The 22,958-nt window shown below is 72.1% G+C and carries 19 protein-coding genes; 13 read left to right on the forward strand and 6 right to left on the reverse strand.

Annotated features, from left to right (window positions below; all coding sequences use genetic code 11):
* Window positions 1–9: 9 nt before the first annotated feature.
* The gene (locus tag ACF08W_RS25425) at window positions 10–1,188 is read right to left on the reverse strand and encodes an MFS transporter (RefSeq protein WP_392280646.1); all 1,179 of its coding nucleotides are present in this window, start codon (window positions 1,186–1,188) and stop codon (window positions 10–12) included.
* Between the two features lie 87 nt (window positions 1,189–1,275).
* On the opposite strand from ACF08W_RS25425, the gene ACF08W_RS25430 reads away from it, so the two are divergent.
* Window positions 1,276–1,794, forward strand: a complete 519-nt coding sequence (locus ACF08W_RS25430) for a winged helix-turn-helix transcriptional regulator (RefSeq protein ID WP_385205956.1) — start codon at window positions 1,276–1,278, stop codon at window positions 1,792–1,794.
* A 185-nt stretch (window positions 1,795–1,979) separates the two neighbouring features.
* Window positions 1,980–2,639, forward strand: a complete 660-nt coding sequence (locus tag ACF08W_RS25435; RefSeq protein ID WP_352273041.1) for a zinc ribbon domain-containing protein — start codon at window positions 1,980–1,982, stop codon at window positions 2,637–2,639.
* 62 nt (window positions 2,640–2,701) lie between these two features.
* Here the strand turns inward: ACF08W_RS25435 and ACF08W_RS25440 are convergent, their stop codons facing one another.
* Genes ACF08W_RS25440 through ACF08W_RS25450 form a run of 3 tightly spaced genes read right to left on the reverse strand, consistent with a single transcriptional unit; the run spans window position 2,702 to window position 3,956 of the window.
* On the reverse strand, window positions 2,702–3,055 hold the full coding sequence (locus ACF08W_RS25440) for a VOC family protein (protein WP_392280647.1): 354 nt from the start codon (window positions 3,053–3,055) through the stop codon (window positions 2,702–2,704).
* Complete coding sequence (locus ACF08W_RS25445) at window positions 3,052–3,564, reverse strand: SRPBCC family protein (RefSeq protein WP_392280648.1); 513 nt, start codon at window positions 3,562–3,564, stop codon at window positions 3,052–3,054. The genes ACF08W_RS25440 and ACF08W_RS25445 overlap by 4 nt, the downstream gene beginning before the upstream one ends.
* On the reverse strand, window positions 3,561–3,956 hold the full coding sequence (locus ACF08W_RS25450) for an ArsR/SmtB family transcription factor (protein ID WP_392280649.1): 396 nt from the start codon (window positions 3,954–3,956) through the stop codon (window positions 3,561–3,563). The genes ACF08W_RS25445 and ACF08W_RS25450 overlap by 4 nt, the downstream gene beginning before the upstream one ends.
* A 200-nt stretch (window positions 3,957–4,156) precedes the next feature.
* Between ACF08W_RS25450 and ACF08W_RS25455 the strand changes: the two genes are divergently transcribed.
* The 9 genes from ACF08W_RS25455 (at window position 4,157) to ACF08W_RS25495 (ending at window position 15,874) form a co-directional block, all read left to right on the forward strand.
* Window positions 4,157–5,221, forward strand: a complete 1,065-nt coding sequence (locus tag ACF08W_RS25455; protein WP_392280650.1) for a hypothetical protein — start codon at window positions 4,157–4,159, stop codon at window positions 5,219–5,221.
* Window positions 5,222–5,416: 195 nt separating this feature from the next.
* Window positions 5,417–6,310, forward strand: coding sequence for a peptidase S1 (locus tag ACF08W_RS25460; RefSeq protein WP_392280651.1), 894 nt, complete (start codon window positions 5,417–5,419; stop codon window positions 6,308–6,310).
* A gap of 149 nt (window positions 6,311–6,459) precedes the next feature.
* Window positions 6,460–7,134 (forward strand): GNAT family N-acetyltransferase, encoded by a 675-nt coding sequence (locus tag ACF08W_RS25465; protein WP_392280652.1) that lies wholly within the window; start codon window positions 6,460–6,462, stop codon window positions 7,132–7,134.
* A 98-nt stretch (window positions 7,135–7,232) separates the two neighbouring features.
* Window positions 7,233–8,063 carry a hypothetical protein gene (locus ACF08W_RS25470; RefSeq protein WP_392280653.1) on the forward strand — a complete coding sequence of 277 codons (831 nt, stop codon included), beginning with the start codon at window positions 7,233–7,235 and terminating at the stop codon, window positions 8,061–8,063.
* A 5-nt stretch (window positions 8,064–8,068) separates the two neighbouring features.
* On the forward strand, window positions 8,069–10,204 hold the full coding sequence (locus tag ACF08W_RS25475) for a bifunctional serine/threonine-protein kinase/ABC transporter substrate-binding protein (protein WP_392280654.1): 2,136 nt from the start codon (window positions 8,069–8,071) through the stop codon (window positions 10,202–10,204).
* A 6-nt stretch (window positions 10,205–10,210) separates the two neighbouring features.
* Complete coding sequence (locus tag ACF08W_RS25480; protein ID WP_392280655.1) at window positions 10,211–12,346, forward strand: bifunctional serine/threonine-protein kinase/ABC transporter substrate-binding protein; 2,136 nt, start codon at window positions 10,211–10,213, stop codon at window positions 12,344–12,346.
* A 287-nt stretch (window positions 12,347–12,633) separates the two neighbouring features.
* Window positions 12,634–13,662, forward strand: coding sequence for an L-threonine 3-dehydrogenase (gene tdh / locus ACF08W_RS25485; RefSeq protein ID WP_352273031.1), 1,029 nt, complete (start codon window positions 12,634–12,636; stop codon window positions 13,660–13,662).
* Window positions 13,663–13,700: 38 nt separating this feature from the next.
* Complete coding sequence (locus ACF08W_RS25490; protein WP_352273030.1) at window positions 13,701–14,894, forward strand: glycine C-acetyltransferase; 1,194 nt, start codon at window positions 13,701–13,703, stop codon at window positions 14,892–14,894.
* A gap of 47 nt (window positions 14,895–14,941) precedes the next feature.
* The gene (locus ACF08W_RS25495; protein WP_352273029.1) at window positions 14,942–15,874 is read left to right on the forward strand and encodes a LysR family transcriptional regulator; all 933 of its coding nucleotides are present in this window, start codon (window positions 14,942–14,944) and stop codon (window positions 15,872–15,874) included.
* A gap of 80 nt (window positions 15,875–15,954) precedes the next feature.
* Here the strand turns inward: ACF08W_RS25495 and ACF08W_RS25500 are convergent, their stop codons facing one another.
* Both ACF08W_RS25500 and ACF08W_RS25505 read right to left on the reverse strand, forming a co-directional pair.
* A complete protein-coding gene (locus ACF08W_RS25500) occupies window positions 15,955–16,326 on the reverse strand; it encodes a hypothetical protein (protein WP_392280656.1) in 372 nt (123 codons plus the stop codon).
* A gap of 33 nt (window positions 16,327–16,359) precedes the next feature.
* Complete coding sequence (locus ACF08W_RS25505; protein ID WP_392280657.1) at window positions 16,360–19,677, reverse strand: ALF repeat-containing protein; 3,318 nt, start codon at window positions 19,675–19,677, stop codon at window positions 16,360–16,362.
* A gap of 743 nt (window positions 19,678–20,420) precedes the next feature.
* On the opposite strand from ACF08W_RS25505, the gene ACF08W_RS25510 reads away from it, so the two are divergent.
* Both ACF08W_RS25510 and ACF08W_RS25515 read left to right on the forward strand, forming a co-directional pair.
* Window positions 20,421–20,786: a hypothetical protein gene (locus ACF08W_RS25510; protein WP_392280658.1), complete on the forward strand. Its 366-nt coding sequence runs from the start codon at window positions 20,421–20,423 to the stop codon at window positions 20,784–20,786.
* A 269-nt stretch (window positions 20,787–21,055) separates the two neighbouring features.
* Window positions 21,056–22,900, forward strand: coding sequence for an FG-GAP-like repeat-containing protein (locus ACF08W_RS25515; protein WP_392280659.1), 1,845 nt, complete (start codon window positions 21,056–21,058; stop codon window positions 22,898–22,900).
* Window positions 22,901–22,958: the final 58 nt, after the last annotated feature.

The raw sequence follows: 22,958 nt of genomic DNA on the forward strand, positions 1-22,958 counted from the left end.
GCGCTCCGGTCACGCCGAGGCCGGTGACGGCTCCCCGAGGGGGCGTCGCCGGTCGGCCGCCCAGACGGCCAGGGCGCAGGCCGCGAACCCGGCGCCGAGGAGGCTGGACGCCGCCCAGCCGTGGGCGGTGAAGACGGCGGTGGTCGCGGCGGCGCCGAGGGCGGAGCCGAGCGAGTAGAAGACCATGTAGCTGCCGATGACACCGCTGATCCGGTCCGGATGCGCGGTGGTGAGCAGATGCTGGTTGCTCACGTGCACGGCCTGGACCGCGAAGTCGAGAAGCACGATCCCGACGACCGGCAGCCACAGCGTCCACGCCAACTGCCCGATCGCGGCCCACGAGAGGATCAGCAGGGCGAGCGCGATCCCCGTGACCCGCCCCGCCCGCCCGCTGTCCGCCCACCGCCCCGCGCGTGCCGCGCCGAGCGCGCCGACGAGCCCCACCAGGCCGAACAGCCCGATCCGGCTCTCGCCCAACTGCCACGGCGCGCCCGCCAGCGGCAGCGCGAGCCCGCTCCACAGCGTCCCGAACGAGGCGAACAGGAAGAACGCGATGAGCCCCCGGGTCAGGAAGACGCGCTGCCGGACCAGCCCGCCGAGCGAACCGACCGCCCGGCGGTACCCCGTGGGCCGGTGCCCGCGCCGCTCCGGCGGCAGTACGGCGAGGACGAGCGCGGCGAGCCCGAGCGACAGGGCCGCGAGCACGACGTACACGTACCGCCAGCTCCAGAGCTGGGCCAGCGCCCCGGTGACCACCCGGGCGCCCAGGATGCCGATGACGACGCCCGACGTCACCGTCCCGATGGTGCGCCCGCGTTCGGCGGGTGACGAGACCGACGCGGCGTACGCCACCGTGGTCTGCACCACCACCGCGAACAGCCCCGACACCGCCAGCCCGGCGAAGGCCGGCCAGGCCCCCCACGCCGAGGCCGTCAGGAGCAGGCCCGCCGCCGTGACCGCCAGATGCGCGGCGATCAGCCGCCGCCGGTCGACCACGTCGCCGAGCGGAACCAGCAGCACCAGCCCGGCCAGATAACCGAACTGGCCGGTCGCCACGATCCACCCGGTGAGCTCCGCCGGAACGCCCAGGTCGTGCCCCATCTGCTCCAGTACCGGCTGCGCCGCGTAGATGCTCGCCACGGCGACCCCGCACACCAGCGCCAGCAGCATGCGCCGTCCTGTGCCCATCACGCCTCAACCCCGATCGGTAGTGAAATGCAACCGATTGGACCGTACGGCATGATGGTTTTGATTCGCAACCAAACGGGAGGTGTCATGTCGCGCGCCAGCAGTACGCCTGCCGCGAACCCGGACCGCGCTCCGGGCCTGGAATCGGACCGGGCCGGCGGGCCGGATGGGGCTCGGCCCGACTGGACCGACCCCGAATGTCCGGTCGCCCGCGCGCTCGATCTCGTCGGGGACCGGTGGAGCCTGCTCGTCGTCCGGGACGCGATGGACGGGGCCCGCTCCTTCACCGAGTTCCACCGGCGCACCGGCGTGGCCCGCAACATCCTCACCGACCGCCTCCGCAAGCTCACCGCTCACGGAGTCCTCGCCCAGCGCACGGCGGCGTCGGGCCGTCGTCAGGAGTACGTGCTCACTGATGCAGGGCACGACCTCTTCCTCGTCGTCCTCGCGCTGCGGCAGTGGGGCGAACGCCACGCCTTCGCTCCCGGCGAGCCCCACTCCACCCTGGTCGACGAGCACGGCGCCCCGGTCCCGGAGGTCACGGCGACCGGCGCCGACGGCACCCCTCTCGGCACCGGGACCACGCGGGTGCGGAAGGTTCGGTAAGGGACGGGGGCCGGTGTGACCGCCGCCCCGGTCGGCCGGCGTCCTGGCCGGGGCGGACCCGGCGGCGGCCGCGCGCCGGTCGCATTTACCGAACCATGACCCGACAGGTGTCCCACCGCGATCGACGGTTGCCATCATGACCTCTGAGGACGACCCACCGACGCGAGGGCTCAGAGGTTCAAGACGTGGCCGACGAAATCTACTTCAGCAACAACTACAGCGACCTGTCGCAGCAGCACGGCACCGGCGCGGGCTTCCAGTTCGAGTTCCGGTGCCAGCGGTGTTCGGACACCTGGCGCTCACCCTTCGAACCGTTCAGATCGGGCCAGGCGGCCGGCTGGATAGGCAAGGGCGTCAGCGCCGCCTTCAGCCTGCTCGGCAGCGGCGCCAACACGATCAACAACGCGGCCGACGGCCTCGCCGGTGCGACCTGGGGGAGTTCGCGGGACGCGGCGTTCCGGCGGGCGATCGACAACGCCCACGGGCACTTCAACCGCTGCCCCCGCTGCACCTCGTACGACTGCGGGCGGTGCTGGAACGCCGAGCTGGGGCTCTGCCTCCAGTGCGCCCCCGACACCGCCGCCGAGGCGGAGGCCGCCCGCCGCCGGGGGCTCAACGACTCCGTCTCGGACAGTGCCTACGCCGTCGGCCAGAACGCCGGGCAGGGCTACGACACCCGCGCGGCCCGGCAGTTGGTCTGCCCGCAGTGCCGCGCCGAGACCCATGGCGGTGCCTTCTGCCCCGGGTGCGGCCACCGGCTCGCCCAGACCCCGCAGTGCGCCTCGTGCCACGCCGCCGTGCCCCAGGGCTCCGCGTTCTGCCCGGGGTGCGGCTCACGCCAGTAACGGTGACGGGCGGCCGCGCGCGGGAGGGGCATGGAGCCCGCGTGCGGCCGGTCGGCCGGGGATCAGTGGTCGCCGGGGGCGGGAGGGGCGACGAAGACGGTTCGGTTGCCGTCCGGGTCGGTGAGGGTCAGGACGCGCGAGGTGTCGGTGGTCCGGGGTCCGTCGTGGCGGATGCCCGCGTGCGCGAGCCGGGTGAGGCGTCCCTCCAGATCGGACTCGTACAGGACCACGGTCGAGTGTCCGGCGCGGTCGGGCTCGGCCCAGACCTGGACGCCGTAGGTGTCGGACAGGTGCCACTCGATCAGGCCGCGCATCGGCCGGGCGTCGGGCCCCCGCCCCAGCAGCGCGGTGTACCAGGCGGTCGCCGCGTCCAGGTCGGTGACGGTCATCTGGGCGAGCAGTCGGTGGATCGTCACGGTGCTTCCTCCGCAGGTCCGTCGGGTGTGTCCGGTGTTCCGGGCCCGGCTCCGGCGGGCCCGTGGGTCCGGAGGAAGGCGCCCAACGCGTCGAGCCATGTGGCGGTTCCCCGTTCGCGCCAGTCCGGCTCCTCGTCGCCGCCCAGGAAGGCGCCCTGCTCGGTCAGGACCAGGCAGGTGCCGGTGCCCTCGGGGTGGAACTCCACCGTGGTCAGGGACACCGTCGCGAGCTCGTCGCCGACGCTGAGGGTGGAGGTGTAGACGAGCCGCCGGTCCGGGACGATGTCGCGGTAGCACGACTCGAAGACCAGCTCCCGGCCGTCGGCGCGGCGGGCCCGGTTGACCTCGCGTCCGCCGACCCGGAAGTCCAGCTCGTGCCTGGCATCGGCGCCGGAGAACCAGCCGGCCTTGGACCGGGGGTCGGACCAGGCGGCGAACACACGGGCGGGCGGGGCCGGGTAGTGGCGTTCGAGGCTGAAGGTGGAGTGGGTGGTCCGGTGGTCGGTCATGTCCTCGTCCCTTGTACGGAGTCGGCGGGATCGGTGGGGCCGGTGGGACCGGCGGGGCTGTCGGCTGCGGGGTCGGCGGCCAGCTGGTCGCCGAGCCGGTCCAGGAGCTGCTCCCAGACGGTGCGCCGGGCGGCGAGCCACTCCTCCGCGGCGCGCAGCGCGGCCGGCTCGATACGGCAGGTGCGGACCCGGCCGACCTTCTCCGAGCGCACCAGGCCGCACTCCTCCAGCACCTGGAGATGCTGCATCACCGCGGGCAGTGACATGGCGTAGGGCCGGGCCAGCGCGCTGACCGAGGCCGGGGCCCCGACCAGGCGTTGGACCATGTCCCGGCGGGTGGCGTCCGCCAGCGCCTGGAAGACCCGGTCCAGATCGACCTGTTGGTTAGGCATGTTCTTAACTATGGAACGGATTCCCGGATAGTCAAGAGGTTGCTTAACCAACCTTTGGTGGGCGGGTGTTGGCCTGATCCGTACGAACGGTCCTGCGGCCTTTCCGTTCGGTGTGTCCGTCCGGTGGGGTCGTGGGTACGGTCTTGCGGAGCCGTGCTGCCCGCGGTGTGCGGCCCTGGTGGAAGGGATCGGAGAGGCACGTGCTGAGTGACGAGGAAGTCCTGCGAGCGGTACGGGAGTTGACCAAGGGGCGGGGTGAGGAGTTCCCCGCCGCACTGCCCGGCGCGGCCGAGATCACCTGGTACTGCCTGCTGGAGGGCGAGATCGTGCGCTGCGTGGAGAGCCGCACGGAGAAGGAGCGGTTCCACGCCGGGCCCCTGGACCTCTCGGGCAGGCCGGTGTTCGAGACCACCATCGACGCCCACCACGTCCCGCCGCCGCAGGACCCGTCCCAGGAGAAGACCTTCAGACTGGTCCGCCGTGGGTCGGTCGACGACCGGTCCTGCGACTGCGGCAACGGGTCCGTCGCGTGCCCGCGCTGCTCGGGGGCGGGCGACCTGCGCTGCGAGCCGCGTACACCCTGCACCGGATGCAAGGGGAACGACAGCTGCCTGCGCTGCGACGGCACCGGCAAACGCTCCGGCGCGCCGGAGGACCGGGCCGCCCGGGAGCAGGACGAACGCGTCACGTGCAGGCTCTGCGGAGCCCTGGGCGCCGCGTGCGGAGTGTGCCGAGGGCGTGGGGCGGTGGAGTGCCCGACCTGCCGGGGCGCGGGGCTGCGGGCCTGCCCCGACTGCGACCGGGCCGGGACGGTACCCCACCGGCGCTGCGAGGGAAAGGGCCGGACGGTGACCTGGACGGAGGGCGTCATCACCCGGCGTCCGGACACCGACAAGGTCAGGCTGCCCGAGTTCGGAGTCCCCTACCTCGCCCGGCAGAGCGCGCGCGAGAAGGGCGCCTGGGTCCGGACGGACCTGACGGACGACAAGCCCCTGCCCGACCGGCAGGCCAAGCTCCTCGGCCGGGAGCTGCGTCCGAAGCTCGTGAAGCGTGACCAGGAGATCGCGCGCCGCGCCGACCTGCGCTATCTGCCCCTCGCGCGCGTCGTCGTCACGGCGCAGCCGCACCGCGTCTACTACGTCGTTCCCACCGCGCGGGCCCCCCACGTACTCCTGCTGCCCTCGCGGCGGAGGTCCTGGCAGATCGCCGCCGTGGCCTGCGGCGCACTGGCCCTGCTGTTCCTCGCCGTACGGTTCATCGGCTGACCCGTTCGGCGCGGGCCCGGCGGCGGTGCGGCGGCACCGGCGGCGCACCGCCGCCGGGCCCGCGCGCCCGGCTCACCTCAATGGCGCACGTACCGGCGGGGTCCGGCGGTCGTTGATCGTCTCGGATTGTTCACCTTCCCCGAGGGCGCCGCTCGTCGGCCCCGAGGGGGCCATCCGAGCAGAGGAGTTGCTCCAATGAAGCGCAATGCTCTCGCCGCTGTGACTGCCACCGCCGTCCTGGCGACGACCGGACTCGTCGGTTCGTCCACGGCCGCCGGTGCGGTGCCCGGCACGGTCTCCGGGGACGGCGGCAACCGTATCGGCGTCCTGAGGGTCGACGGTGACGCCGAGGTGAAGGAGGGCGGGCTGAGCGCCGCCTGGGTCAAGGAGTCGGGGAGTATCAAGCAGCTCACCCTCTCCGGCGACCGGATCGGCGTCGTCACCGGGGACGGTGTCGCCTGGGTCAAGGAGGGCGGCCTCAGTGCCACCTGGGTCAAGGAGGCCACCGAGGTCAAGCGGATCGCCCTCTCCGGCAAGCGGATCGGCGTCCTCAAGGACAACGGCGAGGTCTACGTGAAGGAGGGCGGGCTCTCCGCCGCCTGGGTCAAGGAGTCCGTCAAGGTCAAGGACCTCGAATTGTCCGGCGACCGGATCGGCGTCATCACCGGGGACGGTGTCGCCTGGGTCAAGGAAGGCGGACTCAGCGCCTCCTGGGTGCGCGAGTCGGAGAACGCCATCGGCATCGACCTGGCGGGCAACCGCATCGGCGTCCTGGTCGGCAACGGCGTCGCCTGGGTCAAGGAGGGCGGGCTCAGCGCCTCCTGGGTGCGGGAGGCCGACGACGTCACCCAGCTCGAACTCTCCGGCAACCGCATCGGCGTCCTCAAGGACGACGGCACGGCGCACGTGAAGGAGGGCGGACTCAGCGCCTCCTGGGTGCACGTGTACGACCACGCCATCCAGATCGCCCTCTCCGGCAAGAGGATCGGCGTCCTCAAGGGCGACGGCGACGCCCGGGTGAAGGAGGGCGGCCTCAGCGCCACCTGGGTCCTGGAGGCGGACAACGTGACGGAACTGGCGCTCTCCTGAGTCCCGCGCCCGCACGGCAGGACCACCACCGCGCCGCGCACCGGTGCCGACTTCGGTGTGCGGCGCGGTGTCGCGCCGCCGGTGGCCGTACCTGTGGACGCCCCGGAAAATCGCTGGTCAGGTGGGTGATGGTTCGGTAGGAAGGGGGCATGACTGCCTTCTCCGCCGCTCCCGCCGAGCTCCCCGACGCCGCTCCTTCCTCCGACAGCCCCGACAGCCCCGACAACGCCGCTCCCGTCGAGAGCCCCGCCGATCCCAAGACCTTCGTCCGTACCGCATTCGATCTCGGGGACGTGGTGCTGCGCCCCTGGACCCGGGCGGACGCCGAATCGGAGGCCGTGCTGGACGCGCTGGTGACCGCCGCCGCCGATCCGATGGTCGCCCTCTGGAACCCCATACGGGCGACCGACCGGGACGCCGCCCGCACCTGGGTGGAGGCACGCGACGACGGGTGGGAGAAGGGCACGGCCGCCTCCTTCGCCATCCTGGACGCCACGGACGGCGCGGTGCTCGGCAGCGCCACCCTGCGCTGGGCCGACCGCGCCGACGGGCTCGCGATGATCGGCTATCTGCTGCTGCCCGCCGCCCGGGGCCGGGGCATCGTCACCCGGGCGGTCACCGCGATCACGGACTGGGGCTTCGACACCGCCGACGTCCGCCGGGTCGAGATCGCCCATGCCGTCGGCAACGCGGCGTCCTGCGGGGTGGCCGACCGCTGCGGCTACCTCTTCGAAGGGGTGCTCCGCGAGTCCTACCGCTTCGGCGACGGCGAGTACCACGACGAGCACCTGCACGCCCGTCTCGCCAAGGACCCGCGTCTGTAAGGGATCTGACGGAACGACATATCCGTCCCGGGAACCGGTCGCGCCCCTTCCGTACTCATAGGATCGACGCGACTTCGGGGATACGGGGGTGGTCGATCGTGGTGCGCGGCGGTCCGGGACGCGGACGGGGCGGACGGCGTCGGTACGGGGTGCTGGCGGCGGTGCTGCTGCTGGCGACCGCGTGCGGCGGAGGCGGCGCAGGCGGGGGTGCGAAGAAGTCCCCGTCCGCCGCCGGTGCCACCGCGACCGCCGCCGGGCAGGCGGCGCCCGACGCCACGGACGGGCCGGCCGTCGACGCCGACCCGGCGCGCCTGCCCACCACCCGGAAAGCGGCCCTCGCCCTCATCCGGAAGGTCATCGCCGGCCCCGAGGAATTCGGCCCCGGCGTCGTCGCCCGCACCCCGTACGAGTCCGGACCCGACACCTGGCCGGTGCTCGACACCGACTGCGTATGGCAGCAGCAGCCACCGGGGCGCGGGATCCTCGCCACCCTCACCCGCTCCTTCGAGTTACCCGCGACCGAGGACAAGGGGCCGCTGCGGCTCGCCGCGATCATGACCGTCCACCGCGCCGACGACGGCGCCCGGTGGGAGATGGCCGAATCGCTGGAGGAGACGATGCGCTGCCCCACGCAGCAGCTCCGACAGGGCGAGTCCATCGGCGGACTCGGCGCGAGCGCCCTGGCCCAGGGCGAGGGCAACCAGAACAGCTCGGACGACACGCTGATGGAGTCCGGGCAGTACCGGAGCGCCGAACTCGGCGGCCCCCACCCGTACTTCTGGGAACAGGACCAGATCCTGCGGTTCACCTTCGCCGTGACCGCCAAGGGCGCCAAGGGGTGGACGCAGGACACGATCATGGACATCGGGGTGCGGGGACAGAGCGCCATGCTCATCCGGCTGGGCGACGCCCTCACGAAGAAGGGCTGAGGGGCATGGACGAGCTACGGGCCTCGGACCCGTCCTGGATCGGCGGACACCGGCTGCTCGGGCGGCTCGGCGCCGGCGGCATGGGCGTCGTCTACCTCGGCCGTGACGCCCGGGGGGCGCTGGCCGCCGTCAAGGTCATCCTTCCCGAACACGCCGGGGACGCCGACTTCCGGCTCCGGTTCCGCCGCGAGGCCGGGGCCGCCCGCCGGGTCGACAGCCCCTGGGCGGTCCAGGTGACCGGCTCCGGCACGGAGGAGGAACAGGCATGGCTGGCCACCGAGTTCGTCCCCGGACCCGCCCTCTCCGAGACGGTCGCCCGCTGCGGCCCGCTGCCCGCCCGCAGCGTCCGGGTCCTCGGCCGGCTGCTGGCCCGCGCCCTGGCGTCGGTGCACGCGGCGGGACTCGTCCACCGCGACGTCAAACCCGGCAACGTGCTCCTCGCCGCCGACGGGCCCCGCCTGATCGACTTCGGCGTCGCCCGGGTCACCGACGCCACCGCGCTGACGGCGGCCGACCTGGTGGTGGGAACGCCCGGGTTCCTCGCCCCCGAACAGGCCGCCCGGGGTGCCTCGGCGGTCGGGCCCGCCGGTGACGTCTTCTCGCTGGGCTGCCTCCTCGCGTACGCCGCGACCGGGCGGCCGCCGTTCGGGAGCGGTGCCGTGGACGCCTTGCTCTACCGGACCGTCCACGAGGAACCCGACCTCGACGGGATCGACGACCCCGAACTCCGTTCCCTGCTGGCCGATCTGCTCGCCAAGGACCCGGCCGCCCGCCCCACCGCCGCCGCACTTGACGGGCGGATCACCGAGGACGCCCCGAATGGCTCGGTCGACTGGCTGCCCGAGGACGTCGTACGGCTGATCGCCGAACGGTCCGCCGAGATCCTCGCCCTGCCCGGTATCGACGCCACCCGCGTCGACACCCCGGACGCCCCCGCCCCGTCCCGGCGCGGGCTGATCCTCCTCGCGGGCGCCGGAGCGGTGGCCGTCGCGGGCGGCGGCGTCCTCGCCGTACGTGAATGGCTGAGCGACGACGACACCGGGGCCTCCGGCGCGAGCGGCCCCCGCACCTGGGCCATCGGCGTACAGGCCGACCTGTCCGGGCCCCGGGCGGCGATCGGCCGCGCCCAGGAACGCGGGGTGCGGCTCGCCGTCGACCGGTTCAACGCCCGTACGGACAAGCCGTTCGCGCTGCGGGTGGAGACCGCCGACGACCGGAGCCGGACCGCCGAGGGCAAGCGGGCCGCCGAGCGGTTCGCCCGGGACCGCGACGTGCTCGCCGTCATCGGCCCCACCGACGACCCCGTCACCACCGCCGTGCTCAGCACCTACGACGAGGCGCTGCTGCCGATCGTCACCGTCTCCTCCCAGCAGGTCACCTTCGCCGTGCGGTCGATGAGGTCGTTCTTCCAGGCCGTCCCGCCCGACCCCGTGCTCGCCTACCCGATCCGCGACCGGCTGGTGCTCCGGCCCGACGTCCAACGGCTCGGAGTGCTCGTCGACCGGGCCGGCGGCCAGTCCGCCTACCTGGCGGGCTTCTACCTCAACCAGGCCATCGCCACCACCACGAACGGCACCACCTACCCGCGCGTGGTGCCCGCCGGAATCCGCGACCTCGCCCCGGTCGTGGACGACATGCTCACGCACCGCAGCGACGCCTTCTTCCACGCAGGGGACCCGGCCGGGGCCGCCCGCACCGCGCGGGCGCTCGCCGCCACCTCCTACCGGGGCCCGCGCATGGCCATGCACACGGCCATCGGCGACCGCTTCCTGAAGGAGGCCGGGGACGCCGCCGAGGGCTGGGAGTTCGTCGCGCCCTGGATCGGCACCACCGCGCCCGCCGTGAAGGAGTTCGCCGCCGCCCACCGCGCGAAGTACGGCACCGGCCCCGCCCCCTGGGCCGTCGAGGCGTACGACGCGACCCGGATGGTCCTCGAAGCCGTCACCGCGCTCGCCCGGAAGAACCGGCCGCCCGCCCGGTCCGCGCTGGTCGCGAAGATCGCCTCGTCCACGTACCGGGGCATCTCCCGCACCTACGCGTTCGGAGAGGAACTCCGGCTGAAGAACTTCGACGGCCACCTCCACGGCGTCCGCGACGGCGCCTTCCGCTACCTGGGCCCGGCCCCCACGAAGACAAGCTGATCCGGCATGCGACCGCTCCTCCCCGAAGACCCCCGGAGCATCGGCGGCAACCGGCTCCTGGCCCGGCTCGGCGCCGGCGGCATGGGCGTCGTCTACCTGGCCCGCACGGGCGGCGGGCAGCTCGTCGCCGTCAAGGTGATCCGGGCCGAGCACGCCGCCGACCCCGGCTTCCGGGCCCGGTTCCGGCGCGAGGCCGAGGCCGCCCGCCGGGTCGACGGCCGCTGGGCGGTGCCGGTGACGGACGCCGACACGGAGGCCCACGAGCCCTGGCTCACCACCGTGTTCGTGCCCGGCCCCTCGCTCGCCGAGGTCGTCGCCGCCGAGGGCCGCCTGCCGCCCGCGACGGTACGGGCGCTCGGGGCCCGCCTCGCCGAAGCGCTCGACGCGGTCCACACGGCCGGGCTCGTCCACCGCGACGTGAAACCCGCCAATGTGCTCCTCACACTGGACGGGCCCCGGCTCATCGACTTCGGCATCGCCCGGCACGAGGGCGCCACCACCCTCACCGAGCCGGACGCGCTGATCGGCACGCCCGGCTACCTCGCCCCCGAACAGGCTTCGGGGAGACCGGCCGGACCCGCCTGCGACCTCTTCGCGCTGGGCTGCGTCCTCGCGTACACGGCGACCGGGCGCCGCCCGTTCGGGGACGACGGGGCCGCGTCCGTACTCTTCCGCACCGTGCACGAACCACCGGACCTGGACGGGCTGCCGCCCGCCCTGCGCCCGCTCGTCGAGGCGTGCCTCGCCAAGGACCCGGCCGACCGGCCCACCGCCGGGGAAGCGGCCCGGCGGCTGGCCGCGCCGCCCGGCGAGGACCCGGCCGCCTGGGCGCCGCCCGGCCTCTCCGCCCTGATCGCCGCCCGCTCGGCCGAAGCCCTCGACATCCCCGCCCCGGAACCGCCCCCCGAGCCGCCCACCGCCGCCGGGGAACCCGCCCCGCGCGGCCCCTCCCGGCGCACCGTGCTGACCGCCGGGGCCGGGGCCGTCCTGCTGGCGGGCGGCGCGGTCGCGGCCTGGACGGCGGCGGACCGGCGGCGCGGCACCGGGGCCGGGAAGCCTCCTCGTACCGTCCCCACCCACACCGTCGCCCTGCACGCCGACCTCACCGGACCCGGCCGGGCACTCGGCCTCGCCCACCAGCGCGGCATGCGGCTCGCCGTCGACGACCACAACGCCCGCCCCGACGCCCCCTTCCGGCTCGCCCTGCGCACCGAGGACGACGCCGGGGACGCCACCCGGGCGCTGCGCGTCGCCGACCGGATCGCCGCCGACCCGGACGTGCTCGCCGTCGTCGGCCCCACCCACGACGTTCTCGACGCGGCCGTCGTCCAGCGCTACGAACGCACCGGCCTCGCCCAGCTCGTCGTCTCGGCCGGGTCCACCACCGTCGACACGACCGCCACCCAGAACCTCTGCCTGCTCCGCGTCCTGGACGACGGCCTGGCCAACGGCCTCCCGGACTACCTGATCAGAACCCGCCGGGCGAAGCGGATGGTGGTCGTGGAGGACGGTGCCGACCCCACGGGCGCCTGGGCCATCGGAAGCACCCTCACGAAGATCACGCCCAGGAGCACGGCGTTGACCGTGCACCGGGTCAAGAGGGGCGTCGACGACTTCGGCCCGGCGGCCCGCGCGGTCCTCGACGCGGGCGCGGACACCGTGGTCCTCGCCGGGAGCTCGCCCACCCGGGGCGCCCGCTGCGCCGTGGCCCTGGCCGCCGCGGGGTTCACCGGCGCCCGCGCCTCCACCGGCTCGGTCCTCGGGCCCGCCTTCCTCGACGGGGCCGGGAAGGCCGCCGAGGGCTGGGTGTTCGCCGAGGCGTACAGCGACCCCTCCGCGATGCCCGCGGCCAAGGCGTTCACCGCCGCCCACCGCGAGCGCTTCGGCACCGCCCCCGCCCCCTGGGCCGCCGAGGCGTACGACGCGGTCGGGCTGATCGCCGACGCCGCCCGCACCACCAGCGCCACCCGGGCCCCGCGCGAGGGCATCACCCAGCGCCTCTTCCTCACCACCCACAAGGGCATCAGCCGCACCCTGAAGTTCGCCCCCACCCGGTCGGTCGACTACCGGACGGGCCTCTTCCTCCACCGGGTCGAGAAGGGCCGCGCCCGCTACCTCCGTACGCCCCTCGCCGACACCTGAGCGGCCCGTTCGGACGGACGAGGGCGGGGAGACCCGGATGGGCCGGACGGGTGGAGGTCGCGTGGCATGAAGCGGATCTTCGGGCGCGCTTAAGAAAACCTCGATGGACCTGTGGCGCGGGGTGCGGCAGATTTCTCCGTGACGGCCGAGGATGGTGCGCGGCAGCCGATCGACGCGCGCTGCCGCATGTGTCCCGTCCCCATTGTCTTCCCCGGGCCGCAGGCTTCCTTCAGGCATGCCCCCGGCCCGGGGTGCTCAACGCCGCACCAGCACAGGGAGTCACCGCCGTGAAGGCACTCGTCAAGCAGAAGGCCGAGCCGGGACTCTGGCTGATGGACGTGCCGGAGCCGGAGATCGGCCCCTCGGACGTACTGATCAAGGTGCTCCGCACCGGCATCTGCGGAACCGACCTGCACATCCGCAACTACGACGGCTGGGCGCAGCAGGCCGTCCGCACCCCGCTCGTCCTCGGTCACGAGTTCGTCGGCGAGGTCGCCGCGACCGGCGCGGACGTCGTCGACATCGCCGTCGGCGACCTGGTCAGCGGCGAGGGCCACCTCGTCTGCGGCAAGTGCCGCAACTGCCTGGCCGGCCGCCGCCACCTGTGCCGCTCCACGCTCGGCCTCGGCGTCGGGCGGGACGGCGCGTTCGCCGAGTACGTCGCCCTGCCCGCGTCCAACGTCTGGGTGCACCGCACCCCCGTCGACCTCGACGTGGCCGCGATCTTCGACCCGTTCGGCAACGCCGTGCACACCGCGCTGTCCTTCCCGCTGGTCGGCGAGGACGTCCTGATCACCGGCGCCGGACCGATCGGCATCATGGCCGCCGCCGTCGCCCGGCACGCCGGCGCCCGCCACGTCGTCATCACCGACGTCAGCGAGGCCCGCCTCGAACTGGCCCGCAAGCTCGGCGTGAGCCTCGCCCTGAACGTCGCCGAGGAGACCATCGCCGACGGCCAGAAGCGGCTCGGACTGCGCGAGGGCTTCGACGTCGGCCTGGAGATGTCCGGCCGCCCCGAGGCGATGCGCGACATGATCGCGAACCTGACGCACGGCGGGAAGATCGCCATGCTGGGACTGCCGTCCGAGGAGTTCGCCGTCGACTGGTCCCGCATCGTCACCTCGATGATCACCATCAAGGGCATCTACGGCCGCGAGATGTACGAGACCTGGTACGCCATGTCCGTCATGCTGGAGGGCGGCCTCGACCTCGCCCCCGTCATCACCGGCCGGTACGGCTACCGCGACTTCGAGGCGGCCTTCGACGACGCGGCGAGCGGCCGCGGCGGCAAGGTCATCCTCGACTGGACCTCCTGACCACCCGTATCCAGCCCACGAGCCGGGAGACACCCCTCATGTTCGACTCCGTCCGCGACGACCTGCGCACCACCCTCGACGAGATCCGGGCCGCCGGTCTCCACAAGCCCGAGCGCGTCATCGGCACCCCGCAGTCCGCGTCGGTCGCCGTCACCGCGGGCGGCCGCCCCGGCGAGGTGCTCAACTTCTGCGCCAACAACTACCTGGGCCTCGCCGACCACCCCGAGGTGATCGCCGCCGCCCACGAGGCGCTGGACCGCTGGGGCTACGGCATGGCCTCGGTCCGCTTCATCTGCGGAACCCAGGAGGTCCACAAGGAGCTGGAGCAGCGCCTCTCCGCGTTCCTCGGCCAGGAGGACACGATCCTCTACTCCTCCTGCTTCGACGCCAACGGCGGTGTCTTCGAGACCCTGCTCGGCCCGGAGGACGCGGTCATCTCCGACGCCCTCAACCACGCCTCCATCATCGACGGCATCCGCCTCTCCAAGGCCAAGCGGTACCGCTACGCCAACCGTGACATGGCCGACCTGGAGACCCAGCTCAAGGAGGCGTCCGGCGCCCGCCGCCGGCTCGTCGTCACCGACGGCGTCTTCTCCATGGACGGATACGTCGCACCGCTGCGCGAGATCTGCGACCTGGCCGAGCGCTACGACGCCATGGTCATGGTCGACGACTCGCACGCCGTGGGCTTCGTCGGCCCCGGCGGCCGCGGCACCCCCGAGCTGCACGGCGTGATGGACCGGGTCGACATCATCACCGGCACCCTCGGCAAGGCGCTCGGCGGCGCGTCCGGCGGCTACGTCGCGGCCCGCGCCGAGATCGTCGCCCTGCTGCGCCAGCGCTCCCGCCCGTACCTCTTCTCCAACTCCCTCGCCCCGGTCATCGCGGCGGCCTCGCTGAAGGTCATCGACCTGCTGGAGAGCGCCGGGGACCTGCGCGAGCGGCTCAACGCCAACACCGAGCTGTTCCGCACCCGGATGACCGCCGAGGGCTTCGACATCCTGCCCGGCGACCACGCCATCGCCCCCGTCATGATCGGGGACGCGGCGGAGGCGGGCCGGATGGCGGAACTGCTCCTGGAGCGCGGGGTCTACGTGATCGGCTTCTCGTACCCCGTCGTCCCGCAGGGCGCGGCCCGCATCCGCGTCCAGCTCTCCGCGGCGCACTCCACCGAGGACGTGAACCGGGCCGTCGACGCCTTCGTCGACGCGCGGGCCGCTCTGGGGGAGTAGCCCCCGTCCAGGTCGGGGCATCCGTCGTGACCTGGGACAATGGGTGCATGATCGATGTACGGCGGCTGCGTGTCCTTCGTGCGGTGGCCGACCACCGCACGGTGACCGCGGCCGCCGCCGCGCTCTACCTCACCCCCTCCGCGGTCTCCCAGCAGCTCGCCGCGCTGGAGCAGGAGACCGGGCACCGGCTGGTCGAGCGGGGCGCGCGCGGCGCCCGGCTGACCTCCGCCGGGGAGATCCTGCTCACCCACACCAACGCGGTCCTCGCCCAGCTGGAGCGGGCCGAGGCGGAGCTGGCCGCCTACAGCGCGGGGGATGCCGGCACGGTCACCGTCGCCGCGTTCGCCACCGGCATCGGCCTCGTCCTCGCCCCCGCCATCGCCGAGCTGGGCCGCACCGCCCCCGGCATCCGGGTCCGGGTCCAGGACGCGGAGGGCGACGCGAGCGTCCCGATGGTCCTGGACCGGCAGGTCGACGTGGCGGTGGCCGTGGAGTACCGCGGCGCCCCCGGCGACGACGACCGGCGGCTGACCCGGGTGCCGCTTTACTCCGAGCCGTTCGACGCGGTGCTGCCGCTCGGCCACGCGCTGGCGGGCCGGGACCAGGTGGCCATCGCCGACCTGGAGAAGGACGCCTGGATCGGCCCGTACCCCGGCAACCCCTGCCACGACGTGGTCGTCCTGTCCTGCGAGTTCGCCGGGTTCCAGCCCCGGATGGAGCACTCCTCGGACGACTTCCGGGCCGTGGTCGCGCTCGCCGGGGCGGGCGCCGGGGTGGCCCTGGTGCCGCGCTCCGCGCTGCTCGGGATGGAGCTGGGCGGGGTGGTGGTGCGCCCGGTCGAGGGCAACGCGCCGACCCGCCGGGTCTTCGCCGCGGTACGGCAGGGCGCGGCGGGCCACCCGCTGATCGCCCCGGTGCTCGACGCCCTGGCCGCCGCCGCGGTACGGGAAGGGGCCCTGCCGCTGCCCGCGTCGCCGTGAGCCGGGCAGCGGCAGAGTACCCGGAATCTCGTCGGCCCGGTTTGGTCCGGAGGGACTGGCAACTCACCGAACCTGCTGCGTCAACGGCTCACGTAGAAGAGGGAGAGCCCGAGAAACACCGCCAGTGCGACGGTCCCCTGCAAGGTCCAGGGACCGGACGCCTCTTCGTAGGGCACATCCGGATCGCTCAGCATGTCGCGCAGTGCCTTGCGGTGTCCCAGAACCCCGACGGGGACCGCGAGGACCAGCCCGCAATACACGGGGAGAATTTCTGTGAAGGCTTCACCGAATTCAACGCAGTATCCCGTGATCGCCGCGAATATTATCAGCGGGCCGAGCGAGACGAATATTCTGTGGTTCCTGGTCGGCATGGCTGGAAGTACGACAGCGAACCAGATCGCGACGCAGACCGCCGAGAAGAGCCACCACAGCGGCGAATTCTGCAATGCCATTCGCTTTTCCTCACCGCCCCTGCCCGTCGCCGGCTACGCGGTGAACCATCCCACAACAGAGGAAACCGTGTCATGGACCCCCTTGACTGCGGCCTTCCCCACGTTGCTCACCATCTGGGAGGCCGCCAGGCTGCCTACGCCGCCCAGGCCGATGGTGAGAGCGATACCGGCCACGGAACCCACGAAATTGGAACTCCCCCATCCATAGGCCTTGGCATTGTACAAGGCACTGATTCCGGCGAATACCAGCGATGCTCCTGCAAGTCCACCCGCCACCAATTGTCCACCGGGAATGAAAGCGGCGACCACCGCGGCGGTACCGAGCACCGCGCTTACCTTTGCGGTGTATGTGGCGGCGTCCGCCGCGTCATCCACGCACTCCTGTCTGATTTGCTCGAAATCGACCTTGTCGTTGGCGGCGGAATCAGCGGGATTGACGTTGTTCTTCTCGTTCTCCTTGGCGCGCTGCGCGGCCTTGACGGCCTCAGCGGCCAGCTCGTCCTGGCGCTTCTGGCGGGCCACGGACTTGGCCTCATCGGCCGCGGCCCGAGCCGCGGCCGCATCCTTGCCCGCCGCGCGCGCGTCAGCGTAGGCCCGATCGGCCGAGGCCTGCGCGTTGGCCGCAGCGGTGGCCGCGGTGCTGGCGGAGGCGATGGCCTGATTGGCGGAGTAGTTGGCCTGCCGACTGGCCGAGCGGGCAGCCGACGCCGCATCCGACGCCTTCTTGGCGGACGCGGCGGCGTCCGTGGCGGAGGCATCCGCCCTGGCTGCGGAATTGGACGCGTCGGTGGCGTAGTTCCGCGCCTCGGTCGCGGACTTGTTGGCCTGGTCCGACCACTTCTTGGCGTCGGCTGCCGCGCCGCGGGCATCGGCTGCCGCCTTCGCGGCCTCCGCAGCCTCTTTGAAGGCGCCGGCGGCGATGCTGGCGGCCCTGGCGATCTGCGCCGCGATGGCCGCCACATGGGTGTCCGTGTCCTGATCGGCCTGCTGGGCCCTGTAGTGGGCGGAGCCGACGAAGCGCTCCAGCATCCACTTCGGCCCTTCGAGCGCAGCCTGCGCCGCAGCCTCGACGTTGGGACCGGCTCCGTTGAGCGCCGCGACGACCGCGACCCTGTCGTCCTCCTCCTTCGCCTTGGCGTAGTCGGTCAGGAGGTAAGTCCGAAGGGCTTCCGCGCCGCCGTCGTTCAGGGCCGCGTTCGCCGCGGCCCTGACTGCCGCGCCCGCATTGTTGAGGGTCCTGACCACCTCGACCCGGTAGTCGTCGATCTGGACGGTCAGCGCGCCGCTGGTCAGGAAGTTTGTGATGCTCCGCTCGTCCGGGTCGGCGAGCGCCTGCCGGGCGGCATCGGCCAGTGTCGCGCTGCCCACGTTGGCGAGGGTGAGGACCTTCTCCCGGTCGTCGAGCGCCCCGGCCCGCGCATGAGCGCCACCGACCCAGTCGGCGACCGCCTGGTCGTCCCCGGAGAGAGCCACCTGAGCGGCCTGACGGGTCCATGTCCCCGGCGAGTCCATCAGGTTCGCCGCAGCCTCGCGTCCCAGCGCGGCGATCCGGACGATGTCGGTCTCGACCCGTGCCCGGGCCAGCAGATCGAGTGTCTCCTGATCGGTAAGTGCCTGCTGGGTCTGCACCCGTTCGATCTGGGTCCGGTAGAGGGCCTCGTCCTTCTTGAGCTCCCTGGCCACCTCGATGGCCAGCGCCCGGTCCTCGGCGAGCTGCGCGGCTTCGGTGTCACGGGCGAGCGCCGCGACGTTCTGCGCCTGGGTGACCGCGGCGGATGCGTCGGTAGCGGCGAGAATCGCCTTGTTGGCCTGCGCCGTTGCCACGTTGGCCCAGTCCTGGGCCTCGCCTGCGTGATCCGCCGCGTCCTCGGCGGCCTTCGCCGCAGCATCCGCGTGTGCGGCGGCGTCGTTGGCGGCCTTGTTGGCCTCCCGGGCGGCCGTTGCCGCGCGTTTCGCGAGGCTTCCGGCCCGGTTCGCCGCCGCGGTCGCCGTATTCGCCGCGCTCGTGGCCAGAGCAGCCGCGTCCCGCGCCCGCTTCGCCTCGGCCTGGGAGACCCCGGCGGCCGACGCGGCGTCCGCGGCAGCGTTGGCGGAGGCAGCCGCGTTCTGCCCTGCTCGCGCCGCGGCCGCGCTGGACGTCTCCGCCTGGGCGCTCGCGTCCGCCGCTGCGGTCGCCGCGGCGGCCGCCTGGCGTGCCTTCTTCGCGGTGTCCCGGGCCACCTGTGCGGCCTGGCGTGCGGCGGCCGCCTGACTGGCGTCCTTCGAAGCGGCGGAAGCCGCCCGGTAGGCGCGTACCGATGCCTGGGAGGCCGCGGCGGCCGCCGCCGCGGCGGCCTGAGCGGCCCCGGCCGCAGTACGGGCGGCGGCGATCGCGGTGCGGGACGCGGCGACCGCCGTACGGGCCGCAGCCGCGGCGCCCTTGGCAGCGTCAGCGGCGCGCCCGGCCGCCCGTGAGGCCTTGACAGCGTCGTCCTTGGCGGCAGCGCTCTCCGCAGCGGCGTCCAGGGCGGCCTTCTTGGCTTCCACGGAGGCGGCCTCGGCCCGGACGGAAGCCTCCTTCGCCTCGGTCGTGGCAGTGTGGGCACGCGAGCCAGCGATCTCGGCCTGGGCGACCAGCTGATCGATCGTCAGCATTTCCTGGTCGCGGGCGCGTGCGAGGTACTGGCCCTTCCGCAGGAATTCGGTGATGTCGGCCGCGGTGCCGTTGAGAGCCCGTTGGATGGCCTGGGTCAGGTTCGGTCCGGCGCCGGCGAGCATGGACACCGTCTCGACACGCTCGTCCTCCTCGCGTGCGGTGAACTGCCCCTTCTCGAGGAAGGCGTCGAGAACCTTGGACGACCCGTCCGTCAGTGCCTTGTTTGCCGCGCTCACCACCGCGCTGCCGCCCGTTCCCATGACGGTCAGCACTGCCGCCCGGCGGTCGTCCGCCAGTGGCAGCTCGTAGCCCCCGGTGACGAAGGCATGGAGGTCCGCGTCGGTTCCTCTCAGGGCGAGCTGGGCCTTCTCGCTCACACCGGAACCGGCGTAGTTGAGCATCTCAAGGACGGTGACGCGCTCGTCCTCGGCGCGGGCCCGGGCGAGCCCCGTGGTGAGGAAGGCCGTCAGGGCAGCCTCGGTGCCGGTCAGCGCCGTCCGTGCCTCCTGGCGCACGGCCTGGCCGCCCAGGTTCCATGCGTCGACGGCCTGCGAGCGCGGACCACCCTCGTCCCCCCCTTCGGCCCGAGGCGCCGCCACGCCTCTCCCCGTTCCGACGATCGAAACGGCGGAGGCGGCGACCGCAAGTGTAAGAAATCGTCTGCGCGAAGGCCCCAATTCGGACACTTCGCGGCTCGATGAGGTACGCCTCATCATGCTTTCCCCTTCCCCCTGGTGCCTGTCACCAGACATAGAAAAACATGCAGAGATTCACTGAACGCCGTACCACCTGACAGGACTTTCAGTGATTCTGCAAGTAATGGGATCCGAAAAGCGCCCGATTTTCCCTGTCGGTGGAGATTGCGTGAAGGGACGCATCGGTAAATAAGGGGCAACTGGATTTTACCCACGCCTCAGGCAACCCTTACTTGACTGCCCGGTGGGTGACCCGATGGCCTCTGATCTGCGTGAATCCTCTTGCGGAGGCCCATGGGGCCGGTGATATGAAGAGGCGTCATGATCGAAGCGCCAGTGAGAACTGTGCTTCACATCTGTGTGGCTTCAGCATGCGTGGAGTGTGGATCGGACGTTCAGCGAGGAACGACTCCCGCGCAAAAGAGGGTGCTTTTGTACGTTTCGCGTGACCGGAATTCATCGGATCCGATGTCCTGTATTGATTCATTGCGTTCGGGAGGTGCTTGTGTGTCGCGGGTGGGGCGGACGACCTGTTCGCCCTTATTTCGGCCGCAGAACTTTTCCTTTCATTATCGATGTGTGCCATTGCTGCCGCAGTAACTAAAAGAAGGGCTGGTAGATCGATGAATTCCTTGTCCCGCACCCTTGTCGCAGGAGCCGTGGCCGGAGTGGCCGCCCTCGCCCTCACCGGTACGGCCCGCGGCACGGAGCACGCCGCGACTGCTCCGTCCGTCCGGGCGGCCGCAGCGGAGGTGCCAGGGTCCGTGGTGGAGGATTTTGCCTACCCCGGCGCAGACAAGATCCTCCAGGAGCGCGACCTCGTCCTCAAACGCGGTGACGGCCACATCCTGCTCGTCGACTGTGCCGACGGAACCGGACTGATCCAGGTCCAGGCGCGCGACCGGGGGATGTACTGCTTCAAGGTCACCGGCAACGGGGGCTACCTGAGCCTGGAGTTGCCCGCGGTCTACGCCGTGGTGGGCAACGACTACTCGACCGAGGTCGACATGACCGTAGACGGAGAGGAGAAGTCCTACAAGATCACGAAGAACAGTTGGACGCAGGTGGGGGAAACCGCCGATCCGCTGAAGCGACGGCATACTCTCCTGGAGATCCGCGCCGTCAAGTAGCGGCTTCCCCAGCACGGGAACATTCCGGACGAGCGCCATGGCGCTCCCCTGGCTCACCACAGGTCTCCCGGGAAAAACGTCTCGCGGATCGCTCCGTTCCGCATGGGGTCGGCGCCCCTCGCCCTGTCGCCGACGGGGGCGATGGACGGTTTCACCGGCACCTCCGCTTCGGTCGCCCTCGCCGACAGCGCGACTCACCGGGCGCACGAGGCCCACCCGTATCCGTTCGGCCACCACCAGCACCCCTTCTCCCGCGTAAGGAAGTTCACGTGCCCCTCAGCCCAACCCGCCATGTGCGGGCCCTCGCACTGATCGCCGCCGCCGTGGCAGCCGGTGCGTTCACCCTCACCGTCCCGGCCCAGGCGGTGATCGGCAGCGCCGTCGCCGACAACACGTACACGTTCACCGCGAAGATCGATGTGGGCGGAGAACGCGGGTGTTCCGGGTCGCTCGTCGACCCGCAGTGGGTGCTGACGGCGAGCAGCTGTTTCGCGGTGGATGGGCAGCCCGCGTTCCCGGTGCCCGCCGGGGCGCCCGCAGAGAAGACCACTGTGACGGTCGGCCGCACCGATCTGTCGGGTACGGGCGGGAAGGTCGTCGAGGTCACCGAGCTGGTGCCCCGGTCGGACCGGGACCTGGTGATGGCGAAGCTGGCCCAGCCGGTGACGGATGTCGCGCCCGTGGTCGTGGCCGGCGCCGCGCCGGTGCCGGACGAGACACTCCAGGCGGCGGGGTACGGCCGGACCAAGGACACCTGGGTGCCCGACCGGCTGCACGCCGGCCCGTTCACGGTGACGGAGGTCGGCGCGACCACCGTAGGCATCGACCGGGATGGCGGCAGCATCTGCAAGGGCGACGCGGGCGGCCCCGCGCTGCGCGAGAAGGACGGCGGCGTCGAACTCGCCGCAGTGCACAGCGCGTCGTGGCAGTCCGGCTGCCTCGGGTCGGACGAGACGCGCTCCGGCGCCGTGGAGACACGTCTGGACGACATCACCGACTGGGTCCAGCAGGTCCGCGCCCTGCCAGGGGAGAGCCAGGTCGTGTCCGGGGACTTCAACAAGGACGGCAAGGAGGATGTCGCGGCCTTCTACGACAACGGCACCTCCCTGGAGGGCAAGAACCGGGCGTCCCTCTTTGCGTTCTACGGCACTGGCAGTGGTTTCGGCGAGCCGCAGAAGGTGTGGAGCACTCCGGGCGGTTTCACGTACGCCCACAGCAAGCTTGCCTCCGGCGACTTCAACGGGGACGGCCGCGACGATGTCGCGGTCTTCTACAACGGGGGCACCTCCGAAACCGGCCGGGTCTCCTCGCTGTACACCTTCACGAGCACCGGCAACGGTTTCAGCAACCCGCGCAAGGTGTGGACCAGCGCCGGTTCGTTCAACTGGGACGCGTCGAAGGTGACGTCCGGCGACTACAACGGGGACGGCAAGGACGACCTCGCCGTCGTCTACAACACCGGTAAGTCGGCCGACGACAAGTTCGTCACCTCGGTCTACACCTTCAACGGCACCAGCACCGGGTTCGATGACCCCCGCAAGACCTGGACCAGCACCGGTTCGTTCAACTGGAACGCCTCGAAGGTGACGTCCGGCGACTACAACGGGGACGGCAAGGACGACCTCGCCATCCTCTACAACGCCGGTAAGTCGGTCGACGACAAGTTCGTCTCCTCGCTCTTCACCTTCACGAGCAACGGGACCGCGTTCGGTGAGCCCCGCAAGACCTGGACCAGCACCGGTTCGTTCAACTGGAACGCGTCGAAGGTGACGTCCGGCGACTACAGCGGCGACGGCAAGGACGACGTGGCCGTTCTCTACAACCGGGGCACGGCCGCCGACGGCAAGTTCGCCACCTCGCTGTTCACCTTTACCAGCAACGGCACCGACCTCGCCGCCCCCCAGGAGGTGTGGACCAGCAGCGGTTCCTTCAACTGGAACGTCAGCATGCTGACCTCCGGGGACTACAGCGGGGACGGCAAGGGAGACGTCGGCGTCTTCTACCGCGGCGGAACCACCCCCGACGGACGGCCGATCGACTCGCTGTTCTCCTTCACCAGCACCGGTACCGGGATGAAGGCGCCTGTCAAGCACTGGACCGGCAGCGTCGTCTGATCGGACGCCGACCCGCTCCGATCGTCGCCACGACGGCGCCCGACCCCGGAAACGAACC

Origin of the sequence: Streptomyces sp. NPDC015144, assembly GCF_043079735.1 — a bacterium.
GTDB lineage: Bacteria > Actinomycetota > Actinomycetes > Streptomycetales > Streptomycetaceae > Streptomyces.